Genomic DNA, 25,949 nt, shown 5'->3' on the forward strand with positions numbered 1-25,949 from the left:
TTGGTGACTCAGCTCCGGAAGAGACTGATCCAAGGGGTTTCTGCATGTTCGATTGCGGCCATCAACTTGGCGCCCGTGGGTGCTGCTTGGGCGGCAAAGCCGGCAGCGGTGCCCTCTGTTTCAGCGCTCACCAAAGCCAGCGCTGATCAGTCCCCGCCGGTCGTGATCAATCTGCTTGCGAACGAGCAGGGGTTCGATCAACGCATCAATCGCTTTGTCGCCAAGGGCGACGTTCAAATTGATCTAGCCGGCGGCCGCGTCCTGGCTGATCGACTCGAGTACGAGACCGCAACACGCACGCTGCTGCTGACCGGGCGCGTTCGCTTCCAACGCGGTGAGCAGTACTTCCAGGCCAACAGCCTCCGCTACAGCCTGATCGAAAACAGCGGTGATGCCGATGCCGTCTACGGGGTCATCGACTTCGACACCAGCGAGGTCGACTTCGACCTCAAGGCCTACCCCTCCGTTGCGCTGCCGTCGCTGAGCTATTGGCCCACCTCCAGCTCCTACGAAAGGCCGTCCTTTGGAACCGCATCGCCAGAGCTAATTCGAAGAGGCCCCAGGGGTCAGGTTCTGGTGAGCGCCAACTGGAGCAACCAAGCCACGGCCGCCGAGCTGGCCCTCGCCCAATCCCCCCTACAACACTCCGGCGAAGCACTGCTGCCGGGATTAGCTCTCAACGGGGTTACCAGCTCAGAGCAACTCCTGGGGCTACCGGAGCCAGCACAACTCGCGGATTGGCGGGTTCCGCCGATTGCTGTGGCACCCGCGGCCCAATCAATGGTCTGCGCGCCACTCATTCCTCCCGTTCCGGATTGGCATCCCTATCCCCTTGCCGTGACCGCCTGGGGCTACGGACAAGCGATCGATGCCAGCTTCGGTGACTCCTTCACCTTCAACGGACGCTGGCGACCCGAAAACGTCTGGGGCCTGAACTTCAACAAACGGCTTGTCGACGCCGGCCCCCTGGCCATGGAATTCGATTCCAATGCCTTGCTGCACAAAACCAGCTGGCAGCCCGGAGGCGAGTTCAACAACAGCGAACCCTTCGCACCGCTTCCCCCCCAAACCTTCGGTGAATTCACCGCGGCCCTCGGCCTAAGGGCTTGGCTGCAGCCCTGGTTGAGCCTTGGGTTCTTCGAAGGCGTGAGCTTGCTCACCAGCAACAGCCTCTACGAGCAGACCTTCCGGCAGAACTACCAAACGTTCCTCAACTACCTGGGCTTTGAAGTCGAAGCCCTGGTCAAACCCCAGTGGTCCGTGGTCGGTCGCCTGCACCACCGCTCCGGTGCCTATGGCACCTACGGCGGCGTGAGCGAAGGCAGCAATGCCTACTTGGTCGGCGTTCGCTACCGCTATGGCCAATCCACCCCCCCGCGGATTGCGCCACTGATGCCCCCTGCAGCCGGCTGCCCTGGCGCACCCAGCCCCGACGAAGAGCAGAGGCAGAAGCCCCTTGCTGATCAGCTGAACGCTGTCGCCGAAGCCAAGCCTTCGCAGGCCACCAGTGCCAGCCAACCACCGGTCGCTCCAGCGCTTTCGACTGTCCCTGCGGCTGAACTGGAGGCTGAACGACACGAAGCGATCGAGGCCATCGTCGATCAACGCATCAGCGACCTCTATTACGTCCGCAGCCTCAAAGTTGAGCGGCGTGCGGGTACGCAATTTGTCAGCCGAGCGCAAGAAGAGGACGACTTCGGCACCGTGCAGCCGAGCCAGTTGATGAATCCCAATGGCGATCAAAAACTGATCGAGGGATTTGTCAGCCGCTGGCGTTTTCAGGCTGCCCGCATCTTGATCACACCCACGGGGTGGGCTGCCAATCGCGCCGCCTTCAGCAACGACCCCTTTACCCCGGCACAGTCCTGGATCGACCTGGAAGACGTGGTCGCCGTTCAAGAAAGCGAGGAACGCACCAAGATCAGCGCCAAGCGCAGCCGCTTGATTCTTGAAAACCGTCTTCCGATTCCGATGCGAAACAACATCGCCCTGGAGAAGGATCAACCCGCCGACAACGCTTGGGTGATTGCTGATGACGGTGTGGATCGCAGCGGCATCTACTTCGGGTACAACCTCAAAGAAATCGAACTGATCAAAGGGCGCTCCTTCACCAAACCCAACGGCGTCCGCGTTGAAGAGCAGCCCCTCAAGTTAAAAGTTCAACCGCAATTCATGGTGGCCCGGGCCCTCAATGGTCAGGTCAATAGCTTTGTGCTGCCTGGTGATCCAGTCGGTGGGCCCACGGGCTCACAACCCGCACAAATCGGCGACCTCTTCGGTGCCCTGATCAAGCTTGAGGGATCGGTCTTTGGTTATTCAACGAGTGACTTCACCGTCAGTCTGCCAACCTTGAATCCCCAAAACATGGCCAATGGCACCCGCAGTTGGGGCGACTTCTCGAGGCAGATCTTTATCCCCAAAATTGGCTTGATTCCAGGCGGCACCTACACCACGCGACTCTTCGGCGCCTACCGCTACAAGACCTACAACGGATCGCTCGGCCAACAGGATGTCTACTCAGCACTCGGCGCTTCGATTGAGCGCCAAGGCGACCTGAAACCCTGGGGAAAGATCAACCACAACTATTACTGGCGTGCCGCCTTCGGCAACTTCCAAGGCAGCGAGTTCAACAGCTCCAACCTCATCGACAGCACCCGCGGCAGTTTCTACGGGGCTGTGAACAGCAGCTTGCAGCTCTGGCGGGGCAAAGCTGGCGACCGAGACAACCCCAGGACCACGCAAAACACCCCCAGACCGATTGAACCCGGACTCCGGCTAAACACCAACACCAACGTCCGTCTCGATTACTACGGGGATGGGACGAGCCAAAACACCGTCACGCTGACCGGTGGACCGACGCTGACCTTGGGCCGGCTGGAGAAAAACTTCTTCGACTTCACACAGATTTCCATCTCCGGTGGCGGCAGCCTGCAGCAGGGCCAAAGCCCCTTCAGCTTTGACCGAAACGTCGATCTCGCCACCTTGGCGTTCGGCTGGAAGCAGCAGCTGATTGGCCCATTGCTCTTCAGCGGTGGCATCGGCTTCAACGTCGATGGCAATTCGGGCTACTACGGCGACATCACCGGCTCCTTCGCCGAGCTGATCTGGCAGCGCCGCAGCTACGAATTCGCGATTTACTACAGCCCCTACGAGCAAGTCGGTGGCATCCGCGTGAAGCTCAACGACTTCAACTACAGGGGTACGGGTCTGCCATTCGTGCCTTACACCCCAACCGATTTCACCAAGAAACGCCAGGGCCTCTATTGAGGGGGTAACTGCGGCAATGGACTCGGTCCATCCAGCACTTCACCACCCACCATCAAGTGGCTCCCGGTGAAATCCACACCCACCAGGACCGTCTGATCGAGTTTCAACCCAGGGGTCAGGGCCTGAATCATCACCGCTCCGCTCAAGTTGGCGCGGCTCAAGTTGGCGTCACTCAGATCCGCATTGCTGAGCCGGGTGTCCTGCAGCAGTGCACCCTCCAAGTTGGCGCCAGTGAGATCCGCTCCTTCCAAGTTGCTTTGGCGTAGATCCGCTCCGCGCAGGTCCGCCTCGCGCAGATCGATGCCGTTCAGCATCAAGCCCCTCAGGTCAGCTCCGCGCAGATCACAGCCAGGGCAGCCCGGCCAAGCCGGGGCACCCAGACCAGCTGCCTCTGGGTAAGGCTCGACAATCAGCGGAGCAGATTGCAGCGATCCCTGGCAGCAGAGCAAGGCCAGCGCAACCCCAGCCGATCCACTCCCAAGCCAGCCGATCGCCATCGCCGTTGCGCCGCTATCTCATTCATAGACAGTGGCGCAACTGTCCGCCACGGATCAGGCGGCTTGGAACTGACGCAGATAGGGGAGCCCTTGGGCCGTGGCCTTGAGCGCATCGTCATTGGCGAGCAACTGACCCGTGGCATCCCACTGCCCGCTGAGCAGCATCTGCTTGGGACCCGCCGCCAAGGTCAACGCCCACTGCTGATCTCCGCTCGAGAGGGTCAAAGCATCAACATCCACCACGAAACCCGCGGTTGCATCGGCCTCAGCCGCCGCCTGAATCGCCAGCATGGTGTCGTGATCGGCTGTGAGGCAGGGAATTCCAAGCGCCAGGCAGTTCCCAAAGAAAATCTCAGCGAAGCTCTCACCGACCACCACCCGGATCCCCCAACGCATCAGGGCCTGCGGTGCATGCTCACGGCTTGAACCACACCCGAAATTGCGGTTCACCAGGAGCACGGACGCCTCTTGATGCTCCAGGCGATCAAAGGGATGCGCCCCAGCCAACTCGGCGCGGTCATCGGCGAAGGCCGCAGGGCCCAAAGCGTCGAAGGTGACGCACTTGAGGAAGCGGGCCGGAATAATCCGGTCGGTGTCGATGTCATCGCCGCGCACCACAACGCTGGTGCCAGAGACACGGCTGATCGAACCGGAAGGAAAAGGAGTGGAGCTAGCCATCGGTTGAGAAGAAAAACGCGGTCTGAAACCCGATCAATCAGGCGTTGAGTAACGCGCGCACATCACTGACGCGGCCATGAATCGCTGCTGCAGCCACCATCGCTGGGCTCATCAACAGGGTGCGGCCGCTGGCCGAACCCTGGCGCCCCTTGAAGTTGCGGTTGCTGGAGCTCGCGCTGATCTGGCGGCCTTCCAAGCGGTCGGGATTCATCGCCAGGCACATCGAGCAGCCCGGCTCACGCCACTCAAATCCAGCGGCTTCAAAGACCTTGTCGAGGCCTTCGGCTTCCGCAGCGGCCGCCACCTGCTCACTGCCCGGGACCACAAAGGCCTTGATGCCCTCAGCCACGTGACGTCCCTTCGCCACCGCTGCCGCGGCCTGGAGGTCACTCAATCGGCCATTGGTGCAGCTGCCGATGAAGCAGACATCCACCGGCAGCCCGGCGATGGGGGCGCCGGGCTGCAAATCCATATAGCGATAGGCCTCCTCTGCGAGGGGACGCTCATCGGGCTCGGTTTGCTCCAGGGTGGGCACGGCCTCATCCACGCCGATCCCCTGGCCCGGGGTGATGCCCCAAGTGACTGTGGGTGCGATGGAGGCAGCGTCGAAACGCACCTCATCGTCAAAGACGGCATCACTGCTGCTGGCCAACCCACTCCACCAGCGCACCGCCTCAGCCCAGGCCTCACCACTTGGAGCGAAGGGGCGGCCCTCGAGATAGTCGAAGGTGACTTGATCAGGATTGACGTAGCCGCAGCGGGCCCCACCCTCGATCGCCATGTTGCAGAGGGTCATCCGCTCCTCCATCGAGAGGGCCTCAATCGCTGGACCAGCGAATTCGTACGCATAGCCCACCCCGCCCTTCACCCCCAGGGTGCGGATGACATGCAGCACCAGGTCCTTGGCATAGACCCCGCGCTGGAGCTGACCATCCACCCAGATCCGGCGCACCTTGAGCTTGCCCATCGCCAGGCTCTGGCTCGCCAGAACATCACGCACCTGACTGGTGCCAATGCCAAAGGCGATTGCCCCGAAGGCCCCGTGGGTGGAGGTGTGGGAATCACCGCAGGCCACGGTCATGCCCGGCTGGGTCAATCCCAGCTCAGGAGCAATCACGTGCACGATCCCTTGGCGACCACTGCCGATGCCGTGCAGGGTGATGCCGTGCTCCGCGCAGTTGGCCTCCAGGGTCGCGAGCATTTCCTCCGCCAGCGGATCCGCGAAGGGGCGCGCCTGGGAAGTGGTCGGAACGATGTGATCCACCGTTGCGACCGTGCGCTCGGGATGGCGCACCGTCAAACCCAAGTCTTTCAAGCCTGCAAAAGCTTGGGGACTGGTGACCTCGTGGATTAGGTGCAGGCCGATGAAGAGCTGGGTGGCCCCACCCGGCAGTTGGGAGACCTGATGCAGATCCCAAACCTTGTCGTAGAGGGTGCCGGAGCTCACGCCGATGCCTGCAGCGGAATCGACGAGCCTACTCAGGCCAACTGCAGCCTCAATCGGTTCAGGGCCTCACCCGCGCTCAAGGTCTGAATCCAATGGCGGCCGCGACTGGCGCCAAAGCGGATGCCCTCGCTGCTGCAACCGCTGGGACCGGCCACCGCGATATGGACCAAGCCCACGGGCTTCTGCTCGGTGCCGCCGCCCGGTCCGGCCACCCCCGTGATCGCCAGGGCCCAATCCGCTCCCGTCAACCGACGCGCCCCTTCAGCCATCGCTTCAGCAACTGGATCGCTGACAGCACCGTGGGTTTCGAGCAACGCCTGGGGCACTCCGAGGACCTGCTGCTTGACGCGATTGGAGTAGGCGATCACCCCGCCGAGGAACACGTCGGAGGCCCCGGGGACTGCGGCCATGGCCGCTCCCAGACCACCACCAGTGCAACTCTCGGCAACGGCGACGGTCTGGCCCCGCTCCCGCAAACGCTCCAGCACCACCGCAGCCAGGCTCTGCTCATCCACCCCAAAACAGCTCTGCCCAGTGCGGCTTCGGATCTCACGCTCCACAGGAAGGAGCAGGGCTTCGGCCTCCGCTTGACGCTCTGCGCGAGCCGTGATCCGCAGCTTGACCTCGCCAGCACCGGCATAGGGAGCCACGGTCGGGTTGACCTGCTCGAGCAGATCGGCCATCTCCTCGGCCAAGGCCGATTCCGAGACACCCCAGAAGTGCAGCATTCGGCTCGCGAAAACCCCAGCGGCCAAGCCGGACTGGCGCAACCAAGGGGCAGCGGTCTGCTGCCACATCGCCTTCATCTCACTGGGAACTCCCGGGAAGGTCAGCACCGTGAAGCCCGGAGTCGGGCTCCAGATCATTCCGGGGGCCGTCCCGGTGGGATTCGGCAGCAGCTCAGCCCCCTTCGGCAAAAACGCCTGGCGGCGATTGCTCGGGGAGCAAGTCCGGCCTCGGGCGGACAACCGCGCTTGGATCTCGGCCCAGACCTCGGGGTGTTCGACCAAGGGCGTCTCAAACGCGGCGGCAATCGCCTCGGTGGTCAGGTCGTCGGGGGTGGGGCCCAGCCCCCCCGTTGTGATCAAAACGCGGCAGCGCCCAGCAGCCTGCCGCACCTCGGCCATCAAGCGCTCACGGTTATCCCCCACCACCATCTGGCGTTGATGCGGAACCCCAAGAGAGGCCAACTGCTCAGCAATCCAACGGGCATTGCCATTGGTGATGTTGCCCAGCAGCAATTCGCTGCCGATGCACAGGATCTCAGCCGTCAACGCCCTGGTCCTGGCGTGCCCGCTCACGGCTCAAGCTGCGGCGGCAGATTGTCACGGCGGCGATCAAGACTGCGGTGGCCAGCGTCAACCACAGGAAGCGCAACTCGGCTCCGGCGAAGACCAACGCCAGAGCAGCCAGCCACTGGGTGAAGGCATAGATCAAGAGCACCGTGCGGCGATGACTGAACCCCGCCCGAAGCAAGCGGTGATGCAAGTGCCGCCGATCGGGATAGAAGGGGGAATGCCCCTCGCTGACCCTGCCCATGATCACGGCGGACATGTCAGCCAAGGGCAGGGCCAGGATCAGTAGGGGGAAGAGCAAGCTGACGCTGGTCAAGCCCTTCGCCGGCCCAACGATGCTGATGGCCGCCAAAGCAAAGCCCAAGAAGTAGGAGCCTCCATCGCCCATAAAAATCTGGGCTGGATTGAAGTTGTGGCGCAGGAACCCGAGGCAACTGCCCGCCAGCGCCGCGGCCAGGAGGCCAGGGGCCGGCTGAGAGAGGCTGTAGCTCACCGAGAGCAAGGCCACTGCTGCAATTCCACTGACACCGGCAGCCAGACCATCGAGCCCATCTAGCCAATTGATGGCGTTGGTGATCCCAACGAGCCAAATCACGGTGAACAGCAAGCTCAGCGATTCCGGCAATGGAATCACCCCTGAACCACCACCGAAGGGCAGATCGATCGCACCGATGCGAACCCCTTGGCTCCACACCGCCATGGCCACCGCCACCTGGCCGCCCAGGCGGGGCAAGGGGGGCAGGGCGAACAGATCATCGGCCAGTCCAATGACGAAGTAGCAAAGCGATCCAGCCAGGGTGGTCCAAATCAGGGCATCCCGCTCAGGCGGCAGCGCCACAAAGCCGCCCAGCCGCCAGATGAGGAGCAGCGCCAGCACAAAGCCAGCAACAATTCCGATGCCACCCAGACGCACCATCGGGGTGGTGTGCTGCTTTCTGGGATCAGGCTGATCAATCAATCCCCAACGCAGCCCTAACTGGCGCACCAGAGGAACGATCAAGGCGGTCAGCACCGCAGCGCTCCCGAAAGCCAGTACAGCGGCAAGATCCGGCCGGCTGGAGATCATCGAAGGCGGTGCTCAATGCAATGCGCAGTGACCCGCGCGGATCGGCGCCAGGCAAAAGGCCCTGCCGGCCAAAGCTTAAGCAGGGCCTGGGAGTTCGGCGATAGCCAAGGCCCATTCAGGGGCCAGTCGCTCAAGCGGGCTGCAGCTCACGCTGATGGGCGTAAAGGGGGAAACGCTCACAAAGGGCAGCCACCCGCTCACGGCAGCGCTCCTCTATGGCCGAGTCCTCCGGATTGAGCAGGCGATCTGCGATCACATCCGCCACCTCACGGAAGGCCTCTTCATCAAAGCCACGGGTGGTGCAGGCGGCCGTTCCCAAACGCAGACCACTGGTCACGAAGGGGGACTGGGGGTCGAAGGGCACAGTGTTCTTGTTGGCCGTGATGTGCACATCGCTGACCAGCAGATCAGCCACCTTCCCGGTCATGCCAATCCCCCGCAGGTCAAGCAGCACGATGTGGTTATCGGTGCCAGCACTCACCACATCAATGCCGCGCTCCTTGATGCGGGCCGCCAGGGCCTGTGCGTTGGCAACCACCTGCTGGGCATAGGACTTGAAGCTGGGCTGCAGGGCCTCGCCAAAGGCCACGGCCTTGGCCGCGATGACGTGCTCCAGCGGACCGCCTTGGCTACCGGGGAAGACTGCTTTATCGAACTGCTTGGCGAACTCGGCGTCACGGCAGAGGATGAGGCCGCCGCGGGGACCGCGCAGGGTCTTGTGGGTGGTGGTGGTGACCACATCACAGACGGGAACCGGATTGGGATGCACACCGGCGGCCACCAGGCCAGCGATGTGAGCCATATCGGCCAGCAGGAAAGCACCCACCTCATCGGCGATGGCCCGGAACGCCTGGAAGTCGATCGTGCGGGGATAAGCGGAATACCCGCAGATGATCAACTTGGGCTTGTGCTCGAGCGCAAGCTTGCGGATCGCCTCGAAGTTCAGCTGCTGGGTGGCTTCATCCACGCCGTACTGGACGACGTTGAACCACTTGCCGCTCACGTTGACCGGCGAACCATGGGTTAGGTGACCGCCATGGCTCAAGTCCATGCCCATGATCGTGTCGCCTGGCTTCAGCAGCGCCAGGAACACCGCAAAGTTGGCCTGCGCGCCGCTGTGGGGCTGGACGTTGGCCCAGGCCGCACCGAAGAGCTCTTTGGCCCGCTCAATCGCCAGCTCTTCGATCGCGTCGACGTGCTCGCAGCCGCCGTAGTAGCGCTTGGACGGCAGGCCCTCGGCGTACTTGTTGGTGAGGACCGAGCCTTGGGCTTCCATCACGGCCTGGGAAGCGAAGTTCTCCGAGGCGATCAGCTCCAGGTGCGTCTGCTGACGCTGCAGCTCCCTGCCGATCAAGGCAGCGATGGCGGGATCGCTGGCAGCCAGGGGGCGATTGGTGGCTGCTGCGGTGGACTCCGCCATGACAAATCAGGGCTCAGGTTGATCTGAATCGTAAGAAACCGCAGCACTGCACGCCGACCGGCGATCCAGCAATAAAAAAGTCGCCCCGAAGGACGACTCTTTGAAAACGCGCCTGGAGAGATTCGAACTCCCGACCCTCTGATCCGTAGTCAGATGCTCTAATCCGCTGAGCTACAAGCGCTTGCGCCAGGACATTCTGCCCACATCGAGGGCCCACACGTCAACCAACCAAACTGGAGCCAACGAGCAGCAGCCCAGACATGCCGATCCGTTGGTACGGACCTGCCAACCCCGAGGACCCCACCTACCGGCACTTCAACCGGATCGTCAATCTGGTGCTGCACACCATGGTGTTCGCGGCCCTCAACAGCGGGCTGTGGTTTGTCCAGGAGATGCGACACCCCTGGAGCCACCTCAATTGGCTCACCAGCGCCTGGGCCGTCCTGCTGGCTGCCCACCTGATCAGCGTGGCCGTTCAGCGCCCAAGGGCGTCATCCTGAGCGCAGCTCTGAACGCGGTTGGCATGGCCCTCTCTCCTAGCGAGATCCGCGACCTACAACTCGAGATCGCTGATCGCATCTATATCCAAATCGGGGGCTGGCACCTCTATCTCGGAGACGCCGGACTCGCTGAAGCATTGGCGATCGAATGCGCCGCCAGGCTTGATCAAGGGGCTGGGGTCTGCGCCCGTCAGTCGCTCGAGGCCGTGCAGGTCCCGATTGGTGGCGGGAGCAGCAAGCTTCCCCTGGCCCGCCTCGTCCCGGCCGGACAATTGCAAGACCTAGAGGATCTTCTGAACAACCGCAGTTAGGGTTGCCCCCACCTGCCAGGGCCCCGTGCTGGTCATCGAGGTCACCAACGCTCGCGAGGTGGTGCGACAGCGCATCGGTCGTTTAGGGAGCCGCTTGATCGGCAAAGTTGTCGATGCGGAGGCCCAAGTGGAAAAGGCCCTGATCCAGGAAATGGAGACCGCCTTTCGCGACTTCGGCATCGAAGCGCGGATCTACTCCGTCGACGGTCCAGCGATGGTGGGCAAGAGCCACCTGGAGCTCCCGATCCAAGTGCGCGAAGAACGGGTCGTCGAGCTCTAACCAAGGCCGGGAAGACGCAGCCGCAGCTGACGGCCGATCTCCAAAGCCTCGGGCACCTTCGCTGCACCAGCGATCAAGCCATAGACCAATAGGCCCAGTCCACCGCTGAAGCTGCACTGCAGCAGCAAGCCGAGCAGATCCTGGGGCCAACCAATCCAGTGGGAAGTAGCCCAAGCGATCAGACCCGAAACCAGAGCCGCCAGCAGCAACAGCGCGCTGTCCCGTGCCCAAATCGCGAGCGGCATGCCAGAGACCCGACGCTGCAGGGCCAGCAGCAGACCAAAGCAGGTGATCAGATTCACGCCCACCGTGGCGAGCACCAGCCCAGGCGCTCCGAAGTTCAACGCGGGAAGCTGCAGCCCCCAAGGCGTTGGGCCACCCACCAAGACCCAATCAAACAAGGCATTCAGCGCGATCCCCGCCATGGAGAAGCGGAATGGGGTCGTGCCGTCACCGAGGGCGTAGAAGACGCGCACCAACACGTCCCGACCGAGATAGGCCGGCATCCCCACGCCGTAGGCCATCAGCAACCCGCCCACCAAGGCCGCCGCTCCGGCGTTGAAGGCCCCGCGTTCGTAGACCAAGGCGACGATGGGGCCAGCCAAGGCCACCATCAGCGCCCCCAGGGGAAGCATGGAGGCGTTGGAGAGCATCAAGCCCTGGCGAATTCGATCAATGAGCTCAGGGCGATCAGCCGGTGCCGTGAGACGGGCAAACACGGGCAGGAGTGGCACCAGCAAAGCGTTGGAGAGCAGACCCAGAGGGGTTTGCACCAGGAGGTTGGCGTAACCCAAACCAGCCGCCGCGCCAACGATCCCCGAGGCAAAAAAGAGATCGGTGAAAACGTTGATCTGCAACATTCCCGAGGAGAGCGTGGCCGGGCCCATCACCTGAAGCACCTCCTGAACGCCGGGGTGCTTCCAGTCCCAGACCAGCTGGAACTTGTTCAGCCCCTGCTTGGCCAAAGCCGGGAGCTGAATCAGCCACTGGAACACCGCCCCCAGCAAGGTCGTACCCGCCAGGACCGCACCACCCAAGAAGGCGTACTGGGGCAGAGCGATGTCGGAGCCCAGGTGCAGCCAGAGAATCCCAAGACCGGCGATCACCGCCACGCTGGAGAGCAGGGGACTGACTGAAGGCAGCCAGAACTCATCGGCGGCGTTCAGTGCTCCAAAGCCCAAGCCAATCAAGCCAGCGAAGAGCGCCATCGGCGCCATCCAGCGCAGCTCCAGCACCGCGATCGCGTGGCGCTCGGCATCCAATCCCGGTCCCACCAGATCAATCAGCGGATCAGCTGCCAAAAACAGCAGCAGGGTGACGCCGATCAGCGCCGCCCCAACCAAGGTGTTGATCGCAGCGAGCACATGGGCGCCCTCCTCGCGGGGACGGCGGGCCAACGCACTGACCATGGCGCTGTGAAACGGTCCGTTAATCCCGCCAAGCAGGATCAGCAGAAAGCCCGGCAGCACATAGGCGTAGTTGTAGGCGTCGTAGGCCGCCCCAACGCCAAAGGCGGCGGCAATGGCCTGCTGGCGCACCAGGCCAGCCAACTTGCTGAGGGCGGTCGCCACCGCCACGATCAAGGCGATGCGGCGCAGCGAGCGGTTGGCTTGGCTCATCGAGGCGCCTGCGGGCCCAAACTCGGGCGATTCTTGCCGCTTTACATGCCCGCTGCCGCATCCCCCACAGAACGTCTTCCGGTTCTGGCCCTCGAGGACCTGCATGAGGGGGTGCTGCTCAAGCGCTACAAGCGCTTTCTGGCGGACGTGGAGCTCAGCAACGGCGAAGTCGTCACGGCCCACTGCGCCAACACCGGGCCGATGACGGGGGTGCTGCAGATCGGCGGACGCGTCAGGCTGCGCTATGCCCCCTCGCCCACCCGCAAGCTCTCCTGGACCTGGGAGCAGGCTGAGGTGCCGGGTGCCGATGGCCAGCCGGTGTGGGTGGGCATCAACACAGCGCTCCCCAACCGACTGGTACGCGCCACGATCGAAACCGGCTGCCTCGAGCCCTGGCTGGGACCGATCGCCAGCATCCGTGCGGAGGTGGCCTATGGCCTGAACCGCCGCAGCCGCATTGACCTACTGCTCACCCCAGCCAAGGGGGCTGAGGACCCGCGCCCGATCTACCTCGAGGTCAAAAACACCACCTGGTGCGACGGCGATCTCGCGCTCTTCCCAGACACGGTGACGGAACGGGGGCAGAAGCACCTGCAGGAGCTCATGGGCGTGCTGCCGGAGGCCCGGGCGGTGCTCGTCCCCTGCCTGAGCCGCTCGGATCTCCAGCGCTTCGCCCCCGGCGATCAGGCCGACCCGCGCTACGGGGAACTCTTCCGCGAAGCCCTCGATGCAGGCGTGGAGGTCCTGCCCTGCCGATACAGCTTCAGTGAAAGCAGCATCGACTGGCTCGGGGTGGCCGGCGTCCAAGCCCAGAGCGGAGACTCATAGAGTTAGGAACCTCGAGCCAGCCGCTGTGGATACCCGCGCGTTTAAGCGATCGCTCCATCACTCCGATCGCTACAACCGCCGCGGCTTTGGTCTGGGCGAAGAAGTGGCCGGCAGCCTGGAGCAGGCCTACCAAAGCAATCTGATCGCCAGCATCCGCGAGAACGGCTATCAGCTGGAGCATGGCCGCCTCCAGGTGAAATTGGCGGAAGCCTTTGGGTTCTGCTGGGGTGTCGAACGGGCTGTGGCCATGGCCTACGAGACCCGAAAGCACTACCCAACCGAGCGGATCTGGATCACCAACGAGATCATTCACAACCCCTCGGTGAATGATCATCTGCGGGAGATGGACGTGCTGTTCATCGACGTGGAGAACGGGGTCAAAGACTTCTCCAAAGTCGCCAGTGGCGACGTGGTGATCCTTCCCGCCTTTGGCGCCACCGTGCAGGAGATGCAACTCCTCAACGAGCGGGGGTGCCACATCGTCGACACGACTTGTCCCTGGGTCTCCAAGGTGTGGAACACCGTGGAGAAGCACAAGAAGCACGACATCACCTCGATCATTCACGGCAAGGTGAAGCACGAGGAAACCCTCGCCACCAGCTCCTTTGCCGGCACTTACTTGGTGGTCCTTGATCTGGCCGAGGCCCAGATGGTCTGCGATTACATCCTCGCCAGTGCGGGTGGCCAAAGCCCTAGCGCGGAACAGCACCAGGCCTTCATGGAGCGCTTCTCCAAAGCCTGCTCTCCAGGCTTTGACCCAGACCGGGATCTGGTGCGCGTGGGCGTGGCCAACCAGACCACGATGCTCAAAAGTGAAACCGAAGAAATCGGCCGGCTATTCGAGCGCACGATGCTCCAGCGCTTTGGCCCCGCTGAGCTCAACGACCACTTCGTAGCCTTCAACACCATCTGCGATGCCACCCAAGAGCGGCAGGACGCCATGTTCGCGCTGGTGGATGAGCCCCTCGATCTGATGGTGGTCATTGGCGGGTACAACTCCTCCAACACCACCCACCTGCAAGAGATCGCCATCACCCGCGGGATTCGCTCTTTCCACATCGACACCCCCGAGCGAATTGGCCCCAACAACCGGATTGAGCACAAACCCCTGGGGGGCGATCTAGAGGTGGTGGAGCCGTTCCTTCCCGGCGGTCCATTGCGGGTTGGCATCACCTCTGGCGCTTCCACCCCCGATCGCGTTGTGGAAGACGTCATTGACCGCTTGATCGCCTTGGCCGACGGCTAGTCCAGCTGTCACAGACGCTGCAGAGCCCGGCCCCGAGCGGGCTTTACATTGATTCATCTGACCCAAAACCAGACCCTCCAACAGGGCCTTCTGCGTTGATCTCATCGGTGACCACACCTGAACCTGAGGTCGACGCCAGCGACCTGCCCCTTCGGCGTTGTCACGACACGCGGGTGCGCTGTTACAGCAGCCAGTTTGCTGATGTGATGGAGATGCGTGCCCCAGCCAAAACCGTGGCGGCCTACCTGGATCGCCATGAAGGTTGGTTCCGGCGCTGCGCGGCTCCGATGGAGGTCGACAGCTTGGGGCAAAACGGCTATCGGCTCACCCTCGGACGCTTTGGCAACTTTGGCTTTGAAGTCGAACCGACGATTGGCTTAGAGCTCTTGCCGCAGAGCCAAGGCGTCTATCGGATTTGCACGGTGCCACCTGAACAGTTCCAGCCAGGACTGCGGGACCTCTATGACGTGGAGTTCAACGCCGCCCTGCGGCTGGAAGAGCAAAACGCTGAGACACCACACACCGACGTGCGCTGGGAACTGGATCTCAGCGTCTGGATCAAGCTCCCAGCCGTGATTGGACTTCTGCCCGAGAGCCTGGTGCAAAGCAGCGGTGATCACCTGCTGCGCCAAATCGTGCGCCAAATCTCCAGGCGCCTGACTTGGAAGGTTCAGGAAGACTTCCACGCCACCCACAGCCTGGAGTGCCCGCCAAGGCGGCGGGCCCAGTTCTGATCAAGCGGGGCGGTTTTCCCAGATCTTGTTGAGGATCTGCATGCCGCTCACGGCTTGCCAAAGGAACAGGGTGAAAACGCCCATGTTCATCATCACGTGCAGCTTGCGGGCGATCAGGTTGCCTTGCTGCATCAGCGGGGACATGGCTGCGGCCAAAGCCAGACCGCAGGTCATGGCAATGCCCACCAAGAGGTGGGGACCCACGAAGAGCTTGCCGTTGTTCAAGTAGGTGACGGCCATGCCACCAAAAGTGCCCAGCACCATGACGGCCAAAACGGCACTGCCGTAGAGGTAATGGCGCTTGGCGAACTGCCCTTTGATCAGGGTCTTGCGCGCTTCAGCATCGGCGGTGCGGGTTTTCTTGGCCTTAATGCCAAGGAACATCGCGTAGCCACTCAGGGCAAGCAGGCCCCACATCGCCAGCGGGTGCAGGAAGTTGAGATTGAAGGCGAGAGCTTCCGGCATGGAGCGCTGGCTTAAAGAACGGACCGCGCGACGCTAAGTCAGTGCAGGAAATCAGTGCAGGAAATGGCGGCGGCCTGTCACCACCATCACGAGGCCCAACGCATCGCAAGCGGCGATGGAGTCGGCATCACGGACGCTGCCGCCGGGCTGGATCACAGCGGTGATCCCGTGCTGCGCCGCCAAACGAACGGTGTCGTCAAAGGGGAAGAAGCCATCACTCGCCAAGACGGCACCACGGGCCTTCTCACCAGCGGTCTCGAGAGCGATCTTGGCCGAGCCAACACGGTTCATCTGACCAGCACCGATCCCGAGGCTTTGTCCGCCGCGGGCCACGGTGATGGCGTTGGAGCGCACATGGCGCACCAAGCGCCAGCAGAAGGCCAAATCCGCCAGCTCCTCCGCGCTGGGCTGACGCTTGCTCACCACCTGCCAAGCGGTTTCATCAACGGGCTGATCGTCCAGGTCCTGAACCAGAAGACCGCCGAGGACACTGCGGAGCTGTTGACGACTGGCGCGCTCAATCGCCTCTGGAGCCAGCTCCAACAAGCGCAGATTGGCCTTCGCCGACAGCAGCTCGCGAGCTTCGGCGTTGAACGAGGGCGCGACCACACACTCCAGGAAAAGGCTGGTCAAATGCCCGGCGGTCGCCCCATCGACGGGGCCATTGATTGCCACGATGCCGCCAAACGCCGAGAGGCGGTCAGCATCGAGTGCCCGCTCAAGCGCATTCGCGCTACCCGTGCCAGTCGCCACGCCACAGGGGTTGGTGTGCTTCACGACCACCGCCGCCGGCTTGAAGGCGTTGCCGCCAGCGGGCTGGCCGCCGTAGCCGAACTCGCGCACCGTGGCGAGAGCGGCCTCGAGATCAAGGATGTTGTTGTAGCTGAGCTCCTTGCCCTGAAGCTGCTCGCCCGCACCCAGTCCCGCCCCAGGCTGGGCAAACCAGGTGGCGCTTTGGTGGGGGTTTTCGCCGTAGCGCAAGCTTTGACGCGCGGGGAGTTCAAGGCTGAACGTGCCAGCACTCTGAGCCTCAAGCTGGGCACTCAGCCACTCGCTAATGGCCGTGTCGTACTCGGCGGTATGGCTGAACGCCTCCAAGGCCAGCCGACGTCGTAACTCAGGACTGATCGCCCCAGCGGCCAATGCCTCCAGAAAAGCGGGGTATTGCGCCGGACTGGTCAAAACGGCCACATCGGCATGGTTCTTGGCAGCCGCACGCACCATCGCTGGGCCGCCAATGTCGATGTTCTCAATGGCCGCGTCCCAGCTGACGTCAGGCCGAGCAATCGTCTCGCGGAAGGGATAAAGGTTGACCACGACCACGTCGATTGGGGCGATGCCCTGGTCAGCGAGATCACTCTGATGCGACGACTCGGAGCGCTTCGCCAGGATGCCGCCGTGAATCCGGGGGTGCAGGGTTTTGACGCGGCCCCCGAGGATTTCGGGTGCGCCAGTGTGGTCCGCGACCTTCGTCACCGGGACCCCCGCTGCGGCCAAGGCCGCAGCGGTGCCACCGCTCGAGATCAATTGATAGCCGGCTGCCAACAGCCCCTGGGCCAAGGGCACCAGTCCTTCCTTGTTGGACACGCTGAGCAGGGCCGTGGGCGCCATGGCGATGCAGAGGTCGGCAGAAGGTCCAACCTACGCAGGAGCAGCTCCCAGTTCCGCCCATGACTAGCCGTCCCGACCAGCTCCAGCTGGGGCCAGAGCCAGCGCAACAACGCCTCGTTCTGCTGCATGGCTGGGGCGCTGATGCCGATGACCTCTTGGATCTCGGGGAACTGCTCGTCAGCCCCCAGACCAGTGTTGTCGCCCTGCGCGCCCCCGAACCCCATCCCTACGGAACAGGTCGGCAGTGGTATGGCCTGCAGCCAATCGAGTGGGACGCCCTACCTGCGGCACGCTCCAGCCTCCAAGCTCGGCTCCTCGCCCTTGGAGAGAGCGTGCCCCTGGAGCGAACCGTGCTGCTGGGGTTCTCTCAAGGTGCAGCCATGGCGCTCGATGTCGGCACAACACTGCCCTTGGCGGGCATCGCTGCCTGCAGCGGTTACCCCCACCAGGGCTGGGAGCCGCCATCGCCCTGTCCTCCGGTGCTCCTGACCCACGGCCGCCAGGACCCCGTGGTCCCCTTCCTGGCCAGTGAAGAGCTGCAGCAGCAACTCCAGGCCAGCGGTCAGACGGCGCGACTCCTTCCGTTTGAGGGCGGCCATGGCATTGATGAATCGGTCCTCCCTGAGCTCAAAGGCTTTATTGCAGAGCAGATCGAGCAAGGGCCAATTCAGCCCTAGAGACCAACAAAAAAGCCGGCCTCACGTGGAAGGCCGGCCCAATGCCCTTCGGGGAGAGGGTGGAAATCAGACGAAGGCGTATTCGTACTCTTCCATCTCCTCCCAGTCGTCGGCAGCCAGAGCCTCCAGACCGGCGAAGAGGTTGTCCTCACCGATGCGATCGACGATTTCACGCAGGGAGGGGAACAGGAAATGGTTCTCCTCGGCGTATTGAGCACTGAACAGACCCTTTTCGCCCCAGAAGAAGCGGTCGGTGGTGTGCTCGTTACGACGGACATTCACCAGAGCGGGAGGAACAATTCCTGACTCTGCGATGTAGCGGCGAGCAGCCGTCACGGGCTTGTACTCACCGGTTTCGATGTTGTGAACGCCGACATGGGCCAGAACTCGCTGACCGGCGAGCCGGCGGCGGCTGACGCGCTTACGCTTTTTGGACATGAGAAGGAACCCCGAAGGGCGGAGGGGACGAAGAGACGAAGACAGAAGGCCTTCAACAACGCCCAAACCTCTGACAGCCCAAAGTGACAGCAAAGCGAGCGTTGGCGTTCAAAGCAGCAAAGAGAAGCATCTCTACTGCTGTAACCTCGTTGCAACAAAGTTGCAACCAGAGGCAGAAGCCACCGCCGCGCTGCCTTCATCAGGCCGCTCGGTATTGGTCGATACCCAAAATCTTAAGACTTTTTCTCGGATTTGAACCAAGTCCCCGAGAAAAGATCTTTTCGAAGGCCGTGGACCAACCTCAAGCCGCCGCATAGATGCAAGTCTCCAAGCGGTTTCTCGCGCTGCTGAAGCAACAACTTGCCCAATTCGCAGATCGTCCCGATCTGCGAACTTTGGTGGTGTACGTCGCCCTCCCAAGCGCCAGTGGGGAGCCCTCGCTCCTCTCGATCGGCGAATGGCCCCAGCAGGCTCTGGTCCTCGAGAGCGGTGTCAGCGAGTCATCACCGGGAGATGGCAGCACCCGCCGCTGGCTCGCCCTGCGGGATGGCCCGCTGCTGCTGGGCGCCCTGCGGATCGACACGGACTGCTGGCCCTGGCCGAGGCCCCTGAGTGATCGACTCGAAGCGACGGCGCTCTGCCTCACTGAAGCGCTCAAACTCGACTTAGACCAGCAACGGCTCGGCAGGCAACTGGCCCTGCGGGATGACCAGCTCAAGCTGCTGGTCCACCAGGTGCGCAATCCCCTGGCGGCCCTACGCACCTTTGGCCAACTGCTGAGGCGCCGCCTTGATGGCGATAGCGCCAACCAGGCCTTGGTGGACAACCTGCTGAGCGAGCAGCACCAGATCAATCGCTATCTGGATGCGATTGATCAACTCAGCCAAACACCGCTGCTCCCCCCTGCCGAAGGCGGACTGCAACCCCTCCTCTTGCCGCCAGCCTTCAGCAGTGACGCCCTGCGCTCGCTCAACCAAGTGCTGGAGCCCTTAATGGAGCGGGCTGCTGGAACCGCCAGCCTGCAGGGCCGGCGTTGGGTCCCGCCGGGGGAGCTTCCCACCCAGCCATGCAATGCCGCGGCCGTCTCAGAAATCGTGGCCAACCTGCTCGAGAACGCCTTCCGCTACAGCCGCCCAGGCGGCCGCGTCGGCCTCTTGTGCCAAGAGCAAGGCCATCAACTGGTGCTGGCCGTTTGGGACGAAGGTCCAGAAATCCCAGACGCCGAACGGAAGCAGATCTTCCAGAAGGGGACGCGGGGTAGTACCGGCAGTGCCGTCGCTGGAAGTGGTCTCGGACTGGCGCTGGGTCGTGACCTCGCGGAGCGCCTTGGTGGTGCCCTGGAGTTGCTGATCCCGCCTTCCTGCCTCGATCCGGCGCTACCGAATGCAGGCAACGCCTTTCAGCTCAGCCTGCCCAAGACGCCACCGCAGCCAACACCAACAGCGTCCAACTAAGGCTCCACTCCACGCAGGCGCCATAGCTATCGCCGCTGTGGCCGCCCAGGCGCCGTCCCAAGGACCAGGGAATCACCAGTGCTGGAAGCACTCCGAGCCAGCCCAGGACCGCCCATTGACTGAGACCGAGAGCCAACAGCAGCCCACTCAGGGCAAACACCAGCAGCAGGGAGGGCACCAACTCCGCCAGCAATCCCTGCCAATGGCTCAGATGAAAGGCGGCCGTGCCCTCGCGCTGGCGCAGATAAGGGAAGCCCTCCATGGCGAAGAGCGGTGAAACCCGGGCCCAGATCGAGGCCCAGACCAAGGCGACGGGCGCTGTAGAGCCGAGCCAGGCCAACGCCGCAATCCGGAGCAACAGGGCCACCAGAAGGGCCTGGACCCCACTAGCTCCAACCCGGCTGTCATCCATCGCCTCCAGCCGGCGCTCAGCGGGAGCGGCCAAGCCATCGGCCGTATCCATGAGCCCATCGAGATGCAGGCCACCGCTCAAGCTGATGCCCAAGGCCAACACCAGGGGGATCTGCACCAGCAGACCTGCAGGCATCAACAATTGCCAGAGCCCGGCTTCCAACAGGCCAATGGCCAGGCCCACCCAGGGAGCGAAGCGCGCGATGCGCTCAAAGCGCGGGGTCACCCCCGGCGGCAGCGGCAAGACGCTGTAAAAGATCCAAGCTCCAGCCCAATCCCTGAGCATGCGGGCGGCCAGCAACGATGGGGCCAGATGATCCTGCCGCCTCGATGAGCTTCCACTTCGAGATCACGGCCCGCTGCACGCGCACCGGAGCCCGCTGCGGCTGCTTTCACACCCCCCACGGCGTCGTGACCACGCCGCGCTTCATGCCCGTGGGGACGCTCGCGACGGTGAAGGGGGTCACCCCAGCGCAACTCAAGGACACAGGCGCGGAGATGGTGCTCTCCAACACCTTCCACCTGCATCTGCAGCCCGGTGAGCAGATCGTCGCCGATGGCGGTGGATTGCATCGCTTCATGGCCTGGGACGGGCCGATGCTCACGGACTCCGGCGGCTTTCAGGTCTTCAGCCTGGGAGACATCAACACCATCAACGACCGCGGCGTGGTCTTTCGCTCCCCCCGCGATGGAGCACGCATCGATCTCACCCCTGAGCGCTCCATGGCCATTCAGATGGCCCTGGGTGCGGATGTGGCGATGGCCTTTGACCAGTGCCCGCCCTACCCAGCCACAGAAGCTGAGGTGGAGCTCGCCTGCCGGCGCACCCATGCCTGGCTCGAGCGTTGCATCAGCAGTCACACCAAAAGCGATCAAGCCCTCTTCGGCATCGTGCAGGGGGGCTGCTTTCCGCGCCTGCGGGAGGAATCGGCACGCGTGGTGAGTTCGATGGGCCTGCCTGGCATCGCTGTCGGTGGTGTGAGCGTGGGCGAACCCGCCAAGGAGATGCACCGGATCGTGCGGCAAGTCGGCCCCCTACTCCCAGACGACAAGCCGCATTACCTCATGGGTGTGGGCACCCTTCCGGAGATGGCGATCGCGGTGGCCAATGGCTTCGATCTTTTTGATTGCGTTCTGCCCACCCGCCTGGGACGCCATGGAGCGGCCCTGGTCGGCGGAGAACGCTGGAACTTGAAAAACGCCCGCTTCCGCCATGACCACAGCCCGCTCGATCCAAGCTGCAGCTGCCCGGCCTGCACGGTCCACACCCGTGCCTACCTGCATCACCTGATCAAAACGGACGAATTGCTCGGAAAGATCCTGTTGAGCCTCCACAACATCACCCAACTGGTGCGCTTCAGCACCGCCATGGGACGCGCCATTCGGGATGGCTGTTTTTCAGAGGATTTCGCTCCGTGGGAACCAAACTCTCCAGCCGCCCACACGTGGTAGCTTCCGTCCCTAGCCAACGACGATTCCGGGATGGCCGCCTACGCCCTGCAGACCTTGGCCCAGCTGCCCGAGGCCTACCAAGCCTTCGGTCCTCTGGTGGACATCCTGCCCATCATTCCTCTGTTTTTCCTGCTGCTGGCTTTTGTCTGGCAAGCCTCCGTCGGCTTCCGCTGAACCAGAGCTGAACAGCACTCAATGAGTCAAGCGGTGGGGGCCGACGGGTCTCCACCGCTTTTTGCTGGCTTCAGCCCCGGCGCAGAACCGCCCAGGCAAATTCCGGCAGGGCCAACATCCGCTGCCAACGGCTGGGCTCTTGAACCAGGCGATAGAGCCATTCGATCTGGAGCCGGCACATCCACTGCGGCGCGCGCTGCTTGGCACCCGACCAGACGTCAAAGCTGCCGCCGACACCCATCCAGAGGCCGGGCTGATGGAGATGCATCCGCTGAATCCAGGTTTCCTGGCGCGGCACCCCCAAGGCGACCAGCACCAGATCCGGGCGAGCATCCAGCAGTTGCTGCTCGATACCGGGCCATTGCTCCGGGCTTTGATAGCCGTGGATGCTGAATTGCAGGTTTAAGCCGGGGATTTCCTTCTTCAGCCGGGCCGAGACCAGCGCCATCACCTCGGGGGTGGCTCCCACCAGGGCCACCCGCCAGCTGCGAGCAGCCGCCTCGACCAACAGCTGACGGGCGAGCTCAATGCCAGGGCTGCGCCGCACCCGGTAGCCCTTGCGCTTCAGGGCCCAGACCACACCAGCGCCATCAGGAATCACCAGATCCGCAGCCGCAATGGCCTCGCCGAGGGCGGGATCGGCAAGGGCCGCCATCGTCATCTCCGCGTTCAAAGTGACGATCTGACCGCCGCCCTGCTGCTTCAAGGCCAAGGCTGCATCGAGCACGTCAGTGGCCACGGCCACCTGCACACCCAAGACCTGGGTGACCTCCCAGACGGGCTGATCGAACGCTGTGGGGCTGGCGGGAGTCGCCATTGATGCCGTCGGGGATAGGCCGCACGAGAGAATCTATGGCTGGCCTTCAGGCAGTGCTCGCCCATGACCCTCAGCAGCGCCCCTGTGGCTCAAAGCGCCGCACCGCTGCAGCTGAGTGCCGCAGAGGCCTGGCAACGCCTGAATGAACTGGACCGGCAAATCGATCAGGTGGTGCTGCAGCGCCAGCATCCGATCACCGGCCTGCTCCCCGCCAGCACAGCCAACAACGTCCATGGCAACTACGGCGATGCCTGGGTGCGGGACTGCGTCTATTCGATCCAATGCGTCTGGGGCCTCGCCCTAGCCCACCGCCGACTGAGTGGCGCCACTTCCCGCGTCTACGAGCTGGAGCAACGGGTACTGCAACTGATGCGGGGCCTGCTCAACGCCATGCTGCGCCAGGCCAACAAGGTGGAGCGCTTCAAACAGACGCTCTCACCGCTCGATTGCCTGCACGCCAAATACGACACGGGCAGCGGCGATCCCGTGGTCCCCGATGACGGCTGGGGCCACCTGCAGCTCGATGCCACGGCCCTGTTCTTGCTGCAGCTGGCGCAGCTCACCCGCTCGGGACTGGTGGTGGTGCAAACCAGCCACGAACGGGATTTCCTGCAAAACCTCGTCTATTACGTGGCCCGCGCCTACCGGGTGCGCGACTACGGCATTTGGGAGCGGGGCGACAAGGGCAACCACGGCCTGCCGGAACGCAACGCCAGCTCCATCGGCCTCGTCAAAGCAGCCCTCGAGGCCCTGGAGGGATTGGATCTCTATGGCCCCCATGGCAGCGGGCAAAACCATCTGCACATCCCCCACGACGCCATCGTCCGGCTGCGGCGCGCCCTGAGCGGCCTGCTGCCGCGGGAGTCGGCCAGCAAAGAAGTCGATGCGGCTTGCCTCTCGGTGATTGGCTACCCGGCCTGGGCCGTGGAAGACAGCGCACTGGTGGAGCGCACCCGCGAGAAGATCCGCACCGAGCTGGGCGGGCCCTACGGCTACAAGCGCTTCCACCGGGACGGGCATCAGACCGTGGTGGAGGACCACAACCGACTGCACTACGAACGCGAGGAACTGGCCCAGTTCGAGCACATCGAATGCGAATGGCCCCTGTTCTTGGCCTATGAGCTGATCACGGCCTGCTGCGAAGAGCGCTGGAGTGAGGCCTGGAGTTGGCGGGAGCGTCTGCGCAAAGTGGCGCTCGAGGTTGATGGGGTGGAGCTGCTCCCTGAGGTGTATGTGGTGCCCGCAGCCCGCATTGAGGCCGAGCGCCAGCAACCAGGAAGCCAGGAGCGCGTGGCCAACGACAACGTGCCGTTGCTCTGGACGCAGAGCCTGACCTGGCTCAGCGATCTGATGCTGTTGGGTCTGCTGGAGCCGCAGCAACTCGACCCCAGCGAGAGGCGCCGCAGTCGCAGCCTTGGCGCGACGGAGGTGCTGGTCAGTTTTGTTCCCGCACGGGAGAGCATCGCAACGGCGCTCGAGCAGGCCGGACTCGCCGTGAGCCGGCCTGCCGGTGCCACCAGCATTGCCAGCTCCAAAGAGCTGGGCCGGCGGATGGCGCAGGTGGGGGCCAATGCCCGCCTGGGGCTGAGCGGTCACCCGCGCTTGCGGATGGAAACCATGGCCACCGCCCGGCTCTACCGCCAAGACGGCCAAACCCTGGCCTTTCTGCCGGCGGTGCTGGAGGAGGACACCTTCTATCTCTCGGATGACCCCGAGCAGCTGGTCGATGCGGTCACCAACGAAATCAGCCAGCTGCAGCGCCACTGGCGCGGCAGCGGTCTGCCGCTCTTGCTGATCCCCGTCGAAGAAGGCCCCTTCCAGCGCAGCCCGGAGACGTTCCTGCGGCTGGGGGAGACCCTGCGCAGCGGCGTCCTGGGTGGCACAGCCGTTCAACTCGGCAGCCTGGATGTCCTGGCCAGCCAGGCTTGCTGGGCCGAACTGCCCAGCTACCAACACGAGGCAGCCGCCAGCGCACCGGCGGAGCTGACCCAGGGACTGCAGAGCAGCAACCTGGATAAACCACTGACCGCAGCAGAGGAGCAAGAGCTCGAGGAATCCAGCCTCGATGCCCTGCTGGAGCGGCTCTGGCAAAGCGCATCCCTGCAGGAGCAAGCTGAGCTCCTGGAGCTGCTGGTGCGCCGGCTCGGCCTCTCCGCCGTTCTGACGGGTCCAAGCGGCAATGCAACGCCCAAAGCCCTGCTGGAGGAGGCCTACCGCCGGGGCCTCAAAGAAGGCGACTGGAACGTGGTCCGGCGCTGCGCTGGGGTGCTGGGGCTCGCGCATCCCCAACTCGAGGATGCCCTGACGGATCTGCTGGTGCGCCAGAAGCAAGTCGTGGTGGGACGCAACTACACCAATGACTCCCTGATCACCCAGCCCCTGAGCAGCAAAGCGATTGCAGCGAGGATCCGGCGCTACAGCGGCGAGGACAGCCGCGAATGGGTACTGCAACAGGAGCTCCTACTCGCCCTTGATGGCCTCGCCCGGCGTGATCCAGCGCTGCTGAGCGGCAGCCTCACCCTCCAGCTGGGGCAGCTCTTGCTGCTACTCACCAGTGAAGTAGCCGGGGAGCAGAACCTCTCACCGAGTGACGCCTTCGAGGCCCTCTGCGACACCCCTCCCCATGCCATCGGGCGCCGACTCAAGCAGGTGCTCAGCGATGTGGAGCACGCCAAGGCTGCCCTCCAACGCAAGGAGCAACTGCACCTCAGTGGCCGGGTGAGCTGGGAAGCGCCAGAACCGCTCGAGGAACTCGAAAAAGGCGAAAACTGGCTGAAGCACCGCGAGCGAATGGGGGCTCTGCAAAACGTCCCGCGGGACTTCCACCCCGGGATCTGGAGCCTGCTGCACCACTGCCGCGGCCTGGTCATCGGCGACAAGCTCGAACGCCGGAACAGGCTGGAGAGCGCGCCACTGCTCAAGGAGAAAACCCCCGGCGAGCGCAACTTCGCCGTACACGTGGAGCACCTGATCAGCAAGATCGAAGCGCCTGAATACCGGCGCCTCTGCATCGAGACCCTGGTGACCCTGATTGCCTTTGTCGATGCCAACCCAGAGGTCAGCGTCGATGACGACCTCGTTCTGGATGTGGTGATTGGCCACGCCGTTCGGGTCGGTTGGCAACAGCGCCACCCCGACTCCAACCCCTCTGACTACGGCAGCCACAAAGGCGATGCCTGGGAGGAGTTCTACCGCTCGTCACCCGCAGACTGCCGCCGCTGGCAACTGCTGGCCCTCAAGGAACTCGCTGAGATGGCCTGAG

Annotated in this window: 24 protein-coding genes and 1 tRNA gene; 12 read left to right on the plus strand and 13 right to left on the minus strand. The window is 63.5% G+C overall.

Going from position 1 to position 25,949, the window contains the following annotated elements:
• The first annotated feature begins 75 nt into the window (after positions 1–75).
• Positions 76–3,267, plus strand: a complete 3,192-nt coding sequence (locus tag ACLM42_RS10490) for a DUF3769 domain-containing protein (protein WP_415399016.1) — start codon at positions 76–78, stop codon at positions 3,265–3,267.
• On the opposite strand, the gene ACLM42_RS10495 is transcribed toward ACLM42_RS10490, so the two are convergent.
• From ACLM42_RS10495 to ACLM42_RS10525, 7 genes are all read right to left on the minus strand, one after another.
• The gene (locus tag ACLM42_RS10495) at positions 3,261–3,764 is read right to left on the minus strand and encodes a pentapeptide repeat-containing protein (protein ID WP_415399017.1); all 504 of its coding nucleotides are present in this window, start codon (positions 3,762–3,764) and stop codon (positions 3,261–3,263) included. The two genes, ACLM42_RS10490 and ACLM42_RS10495, sit on opposite strands and share 7 nt — an antisense overlap.
• 54 nt (positions 3,765–3,818) lie before the next feature.
• On the minus strand, positions 3,819–4,442 hold the full coding sequence (locus ACLM42_RS10500) for a 3-isopropylmalate dehydratase small subunit (RefSeq protein WP_415399018.1): 624 nt from the start codon (positions 4,440–4,442) through the stop codon (positions 3,819–3,821).
• 37 nt (positions 4,443–4,479) lie between these two features.
• Positions 4,480–5,889 (minus strand): 3-isopropylmalate dehydratase large subunit, encoded by a 1,410-nt coding sequence (gene leuC / locus ACLM42_RS10505; protein ID WP_415399019.1) that lies wholly within the window; start codon positions 5,887–5,889, stop codon positions 4,480–4,482.
• Between the two features lie 32 nt (positions 5,890–5,921).
• On the minus strand, positions 5,922–7,163 hold the full coding sequence (locus ACLM42_RS10510; RefSeq protein WP_415399020.1) for a competence/damage-inducible protein A: 1,242 nt from the start codon (positions 7,161–7,163) through the stop codon (positions 5,922–5,924).
• On the minus strand, positions 7,153–8,250 hold the full coding sequence (locus ACLM42_RS10515; protein WP_247909543.1) for a glycosyltransferase family 4 protein: 1,098 nt from the start codon (positions 8,248–8,250) through the stop codon (positions 7,153–7,155). The genes ACLM42_RS10510 and ACLM42_RS10515 overlap by 11 nt, the downstream gene beginning before the upstream one ends.
• Before the next feature lie 130 nt (positions 8,251–8,380).
• Positions 8,381–9,670 (minus strand): serine hydroxymethyltransferase, encoded by a 1,290-nt coding sequence (glyA, locus tag ACLM42_RS10520; protein ID WP_415399021.1) that lies wholly within the window; start codon positions 9,668–9,670, stop codon positions 8,381–8,383.
• Positions 9,671–9,777: 107 nt separating this feature from the next.
• Positions 9,778–9,851, minus strand: a tRNA-Arg gene (locus ACLM42_RS10525).
• Positions 9,852–9,930: 79 nt separating this feature from the next.
• Between ACLM42_RS10525 and ACLM42_RS10530 the strand changes: the two genes are divergently transcribed.
• The 3 genes from ACLM42_RS10530 to ACLM42_RS10540 are packed head-to-tail and all read left to right on the plus strand — an operon-like array spanning position 9,931 to position 10,761.
• Entirely contained in the window at positions 9,931–10,170 is a 240-nt protein-coding gene (locus ACLM42_RS10530) for a hypothetical protein (RefSeq protein WP_415399022.1), read from the plus strand.
• A gap of 23 nt (positions 10,171–10,193) precedes the next feature.
• Positions 10,194–10,481 carry a DUF3181 family protein gene (locus ACLM42_RS10535; protein ID WP_247909546.1) on the plus strand — a complete coding sequence of 96 codons (288 nt, stop codon included), beginning with the start codon at positions 10,194–10,196 and terminating at the stop codon, positions 10,479–10,481.
• Between the two features lie 25 nt (positions 10,482–10,506).
• Entirely contained in the window at positions 10,507–10,761 is a 255-nt protein-coding gene (locus tag ACLM42_RS10540) for a hypothetical protein (protein WP_010314477.1), read from the plus strand.
• On the opposite strand, the gene murJ is transcribed toward ACLM42_RS10540, so the two are convergent.
• Positions 10,758–12,380 (minus strand): murein biosynthesis integral membrane protein MurJ, encoded by a 1,623-nt coding sequence (gene murJ, locus ACLM42_RS10545; protein ID WP_247909547.1) that lies wholly within the window; start codon positions 12,378–12,380, stop codon positions 10,758–10,760. The genes ACLM42_RS10540 and murJ overlap by 4 nt on opposite strands.
• A gap of 45 nt (positions 12,381–12,425) precedes the next feature.
• Here murJ and sfsA point away from each other — a divergent pair, with 45 nt between their 5' ends.
• From sfsA to ACLM42_RS10560, 3 genes are all read left to right on the plus strand, one after another.
• Positions 12,426–13,208 carry a DNA/RNA nuclease SfsA gene (sfsA, locus tag ACLM42_RS10550; RefSeq protein WP_415399023.1) on the plus strand — a complete coding sequence of 261 codons (783 nt, stop codon included), beginning with the start codon at positions 12,426–12,428 and terminating at the stop codon, positions 13,206–13,208.
• Positions 13,209–13,233: 25 nt separating this feature from the next.
• Positions 13,234–14,454 carry a 4-hydroxy-3-methylbut-2-enyl diphosphate reductase gene (locus ACLM42_RS10555; protein WP_247909549.1) on the plus strand — a complete coding sequence of 407 codons (1,221 nt, stop codon included), beginning with the start codon at positions 13,234–13,236 and terminating at the stop codon, positions 14,452–14,454.
• Positions 14,455–14,549: 95 nt separating this feature from the next.
• Positions 14,550–15,188 carry a DUF1997 domain-containing protein gene (locus ACLM42_RS10560; protein ID WP_415399024.1) on the plus strand — a complete coding sequence of 213 codons (639 nt, stop codon included), beginning with the start codon at positions 14,550–14,552 and terminating at the stop codon, positions 15,186–15,188.
• On the opposite strand, the gene ACLM42_RS10565 is transcribed toward ACLM42_RS10560, so the two are convergent.
• Both ACLM42_RS10565 and purH read right to left on the minus strand, forming a co-directional pair.
• Positions 15,189–15,653 (minus strand): DUF4079 domain-containing protein, encoded by a 465-nt coding sequence (locus ACLM42_RS10565; RefSeq protein ID WP_247909551.1) that lies wholly within the window; start codon positions 15,651–15,653, stop codon positions 15,189–15,191. It abuts the gene before it with no gap.
• 51 nt (positions 15,654–15,704) lie between these two features.
• Positions 15,705–17,264 (minus strand): bifunctional phosphoribosylaminoimidazolecarboxamide formyltransferase/IMP cyclohydrolase, encoded by a 1,560-nt coding sequence (purH, locus tag ACLM42_RS10570; RefSeq protein ID WP_415399025.1) that lies wholly within the window; start codon positions 17,262–17,264, stop codon positions 15,705–15,707.
• 59 nt (positions 17,265–17,323) lie between these two features.
• Between purH and ACLM42_RS10575 the strand changes: the two genes are divergently transcribed.
• Entirely contained in the window at positions 17,324–17,941 is a 618-nt protein-coding gene (locus ACLM42_RS10575) for an alpha/beta hydrolase (RefSeq protein ID WP_415399026.1), read from the plus strand.
• Between the two features lie 66 nt (positions 17,942–18,007).
• Here ACLM42_RS10575 and ACLM42_RS10580 read toward each other — a convergent pair whose 3' ends face one another.
• Positions 18,008–18,379: a DUF3155 domain-containing protein gene (locus tag ACLM42_RS10580; RefSeq protein WP_247909554.1), complete on the minus strand. Its 372-nt coding sequence runs from the start codon at positions 18,377–18,379 to the stop codon at positions 18,008–18,010.
• A 317-nt stretch (positions 18,380–18,696) separates the two neighbouring features.
• Here ACLM42_RS10580 and ACLM42_RS10585 point away from each other — a divergent pair, with 317 nt between their 5' ends.
• Positions 18,697–19,833, plus strand: coding sequence for a sensor histidine kinase (locus ACLM42_RS10585; protein ID WP_415399027.1), 1,137 nt, complete (start codon positions 18,697–18,699; stop codon positions 19,831–19,833).
• Here the strand turns inward: ACLM42_RS10585 and ACLM42_RS10590 are convergent.
• A complete protein-coding gene (locus ACLM42_RS10590) occupies positions 19,784–20,530 on the minus strand; it encodes an adenosylcobinamide-GDP ribazoletransferase (protein WP_415400170.1) in 747 nt (248 codons plus the stop codon). The two genes, ACLM42_RS10585 and ACLM42_RS10590, sit on opposite strands and share 50 nt — an antisense overlap.
• A gap of 44 nt (positions 20,531–20,574) precedes the next feature.
• Between ACLM42_RS10590 and tgt the strand changes: the two genes are divergently transcribed.
• Positions 20,575–21,696, plus strand: coding sequence for a tRNA guanosine(34) transglycosylase Tgt (tgt, locus tag ACLM42_RS10595; protein ID WP_415399028.1), 1,122 nt, complete (start codon positions 20,575–20,577; stop codon positions 21,694–21,696).
• A 30-nt stretch (positions 21,697–21,726) separates the two neighbouring features.
• Entirely contained in the window at positions 21,727–21,870 is a 144-nt protein-coding gene (locus ACLM42_RS10600) for a photosystem II reaction center protein K (protein WP_094589924.1), read from the plus strand.
• A gap of 70 nt (positions 21,871–21,940) precedes the next feature.
• Here the strand turns inward: ACLM42_RS10600 and ACLM42_RS10605 are convergent, their stop codons facing one another.
• Positions 21,941–22,687, minus strand: coding sequence for a WecB/TagA/CpsF family glycosyltransferase (locus ACLM42_RS10605; protein WP_247909557.1), 747 nt, complete (start codon positions 22,685–22,687; stop codon positions 21,941–21,943).
• Positions 22,688–22,750: 63 nt separating this feature from the next.
• Between ACLM42_RS10605 and ACLM42_RS10610 the strand changes: the two genes are divergently transcribed.
• Positions 22,751–25,948 carry a glycoside hydrolase family 15 protein gene (locus tag ACLM42_RS10610; RefSeq protein ID WP_415399029.1) on the plus strand — a complete coding sequence of 1,066 codons (3,198 nt, stop codon included), beginning with the start codon at positions 22,751–22,753 and terminating at the stop codon, positions 25,946–25,948.
• The last annotated feature ends 1 nt before the right edge of the window (position 25,949 follow it).

It is taken from the genome of Synechococcus sp. W4D4 (genome assembly GCF_047716805.1).
Lineage (GTDB): Bacteria > Cyanobacteriota > Cyanobacteriia > PCC-6307 > Cyanobiaceae > Vulcanococcus.

Coding starts and splice junctions, on each gene's coding strand:
- ACLM42_RS10495 (WP_415399017.1), bottom strand. CDS start 3,764: ATGGCGATCGGCTGGCTTGGGAGTGGATCGGCTGGGGTTGCGCTGGCC.
- ACLM42_RS10500 (WP_415399018.1), bottom strand. CDS start 4,442: ATGGCTAGCTCCACTCCTTTTCCTTCCGGTTCGATCAGCCGTGTCTCT.
- ACLM42_RS10515 (WP_247909543.1), bottom strand. CDS start 8,250: ATGATCTCCAGCCGGCCGGATCTTGCCGCTGTACTGGCTTTCGGGAGC.
- glyA (WP_415399021.1), bottom strand. CDS start 9,670: ATGGCGGAGTCCACCGCAGCAGCCACCAATCGCCCCCTGGCTGCCAGC.
- ACLM42_RS10530 (WP_415399022.1), top strand. CDS start 9,931: ATGCCGATCCGTTGGTACGGACCTGCCAACCCCGAGGACCCCACCTAC.
- ACLM42_RS10535 (WP_247909546.1), top strand. CDS start 10,194: ATGGCCCTCTCTCCTAGCGAGATCCGCGACCTACAACTCGAGATCGCT.
- murJ (WP_247909547.1), bottom strand. CDS start 12,380: ATGAGCCAAGCCAACCGCTCGCTGCGCCGCATCGCCTTGATCGTGGCG.
- sfsA (WP_415399023.1), top strand. CDS start 12,426: ATGCCCGCTGCCGCATCCCCCACAGAACGTCTTCCGGTTCTGGCCCTC.
- ACLM42_RS10565 (WP_247909551.1), bottom strand. CDS start 15,653: ATGCCGGAAGCTCTCGCCTTCAATCTCAACTTCCTGCACCCGCTGGCG.
- purH (WP_415399025.1), bottom strand. CDS start 17,264: ATGGCGCCCACGGCCCTGCTCAGCGTGTCCAACAAGGAAGGACTGGTG.
- ACLM42_RS10575 (WP_415399026.1), top strand. CDS start 17,324: ATGACTAGCCGTCCCGACCAGCTCCAGCTGGGGCCAGAGCCAGCGCAA.
- ACLM42_RS10580 (WP_247909554.1), bottom strand. CDS start 18,379: ATGTCCAAAAAGCGTAAGCGCGTCAGCCGCCGCCGGCTCGCCGGTCAG.
- ACLM42_RS10585 (WP_415399027.1), top strand. CDS start 18,697: ATGCAAGTCTCCAAGCGGTTTCTCGCGCTGCTGAAGCAACAACTTGCC.
- ACLM42_RS10590 (WP_415400170.1), bottom strand. CDS start 20,530: ATGCTCAGGGATTGGGCTGGAGCTTGGATCTTTTACAGCGTCTTGCCG.
- tgt (WP_415399028.1), top strand. CDS start 20,575: ATGAGCTTCCACTTCGAGATCACGGCCCGCTGCACGCGCACCGGAGCC.
- ACLM42_RS10600 (WP_094589924.1), top strand. CDS start 21,727: ATGGCCGCCTACGCCCTGCAGACCTTGGCCCAGCTGCCCGAGGCCTAC.
- ACLM42_RS10605 (WP_247909557.1), bottom strand. CDS start 22,687: ATGGCGACTCCCGCCAGCCCCACAGCGTTCGATCAGCCCGTCTGGGAG.
- ACLM42_RS10610 (WP_415399029.1), top strand. CDS start 22,751: ATGACCCTCAGCAGCGCCCCTGTGGCTCAAAGCGCCGCACCGCTGCAG.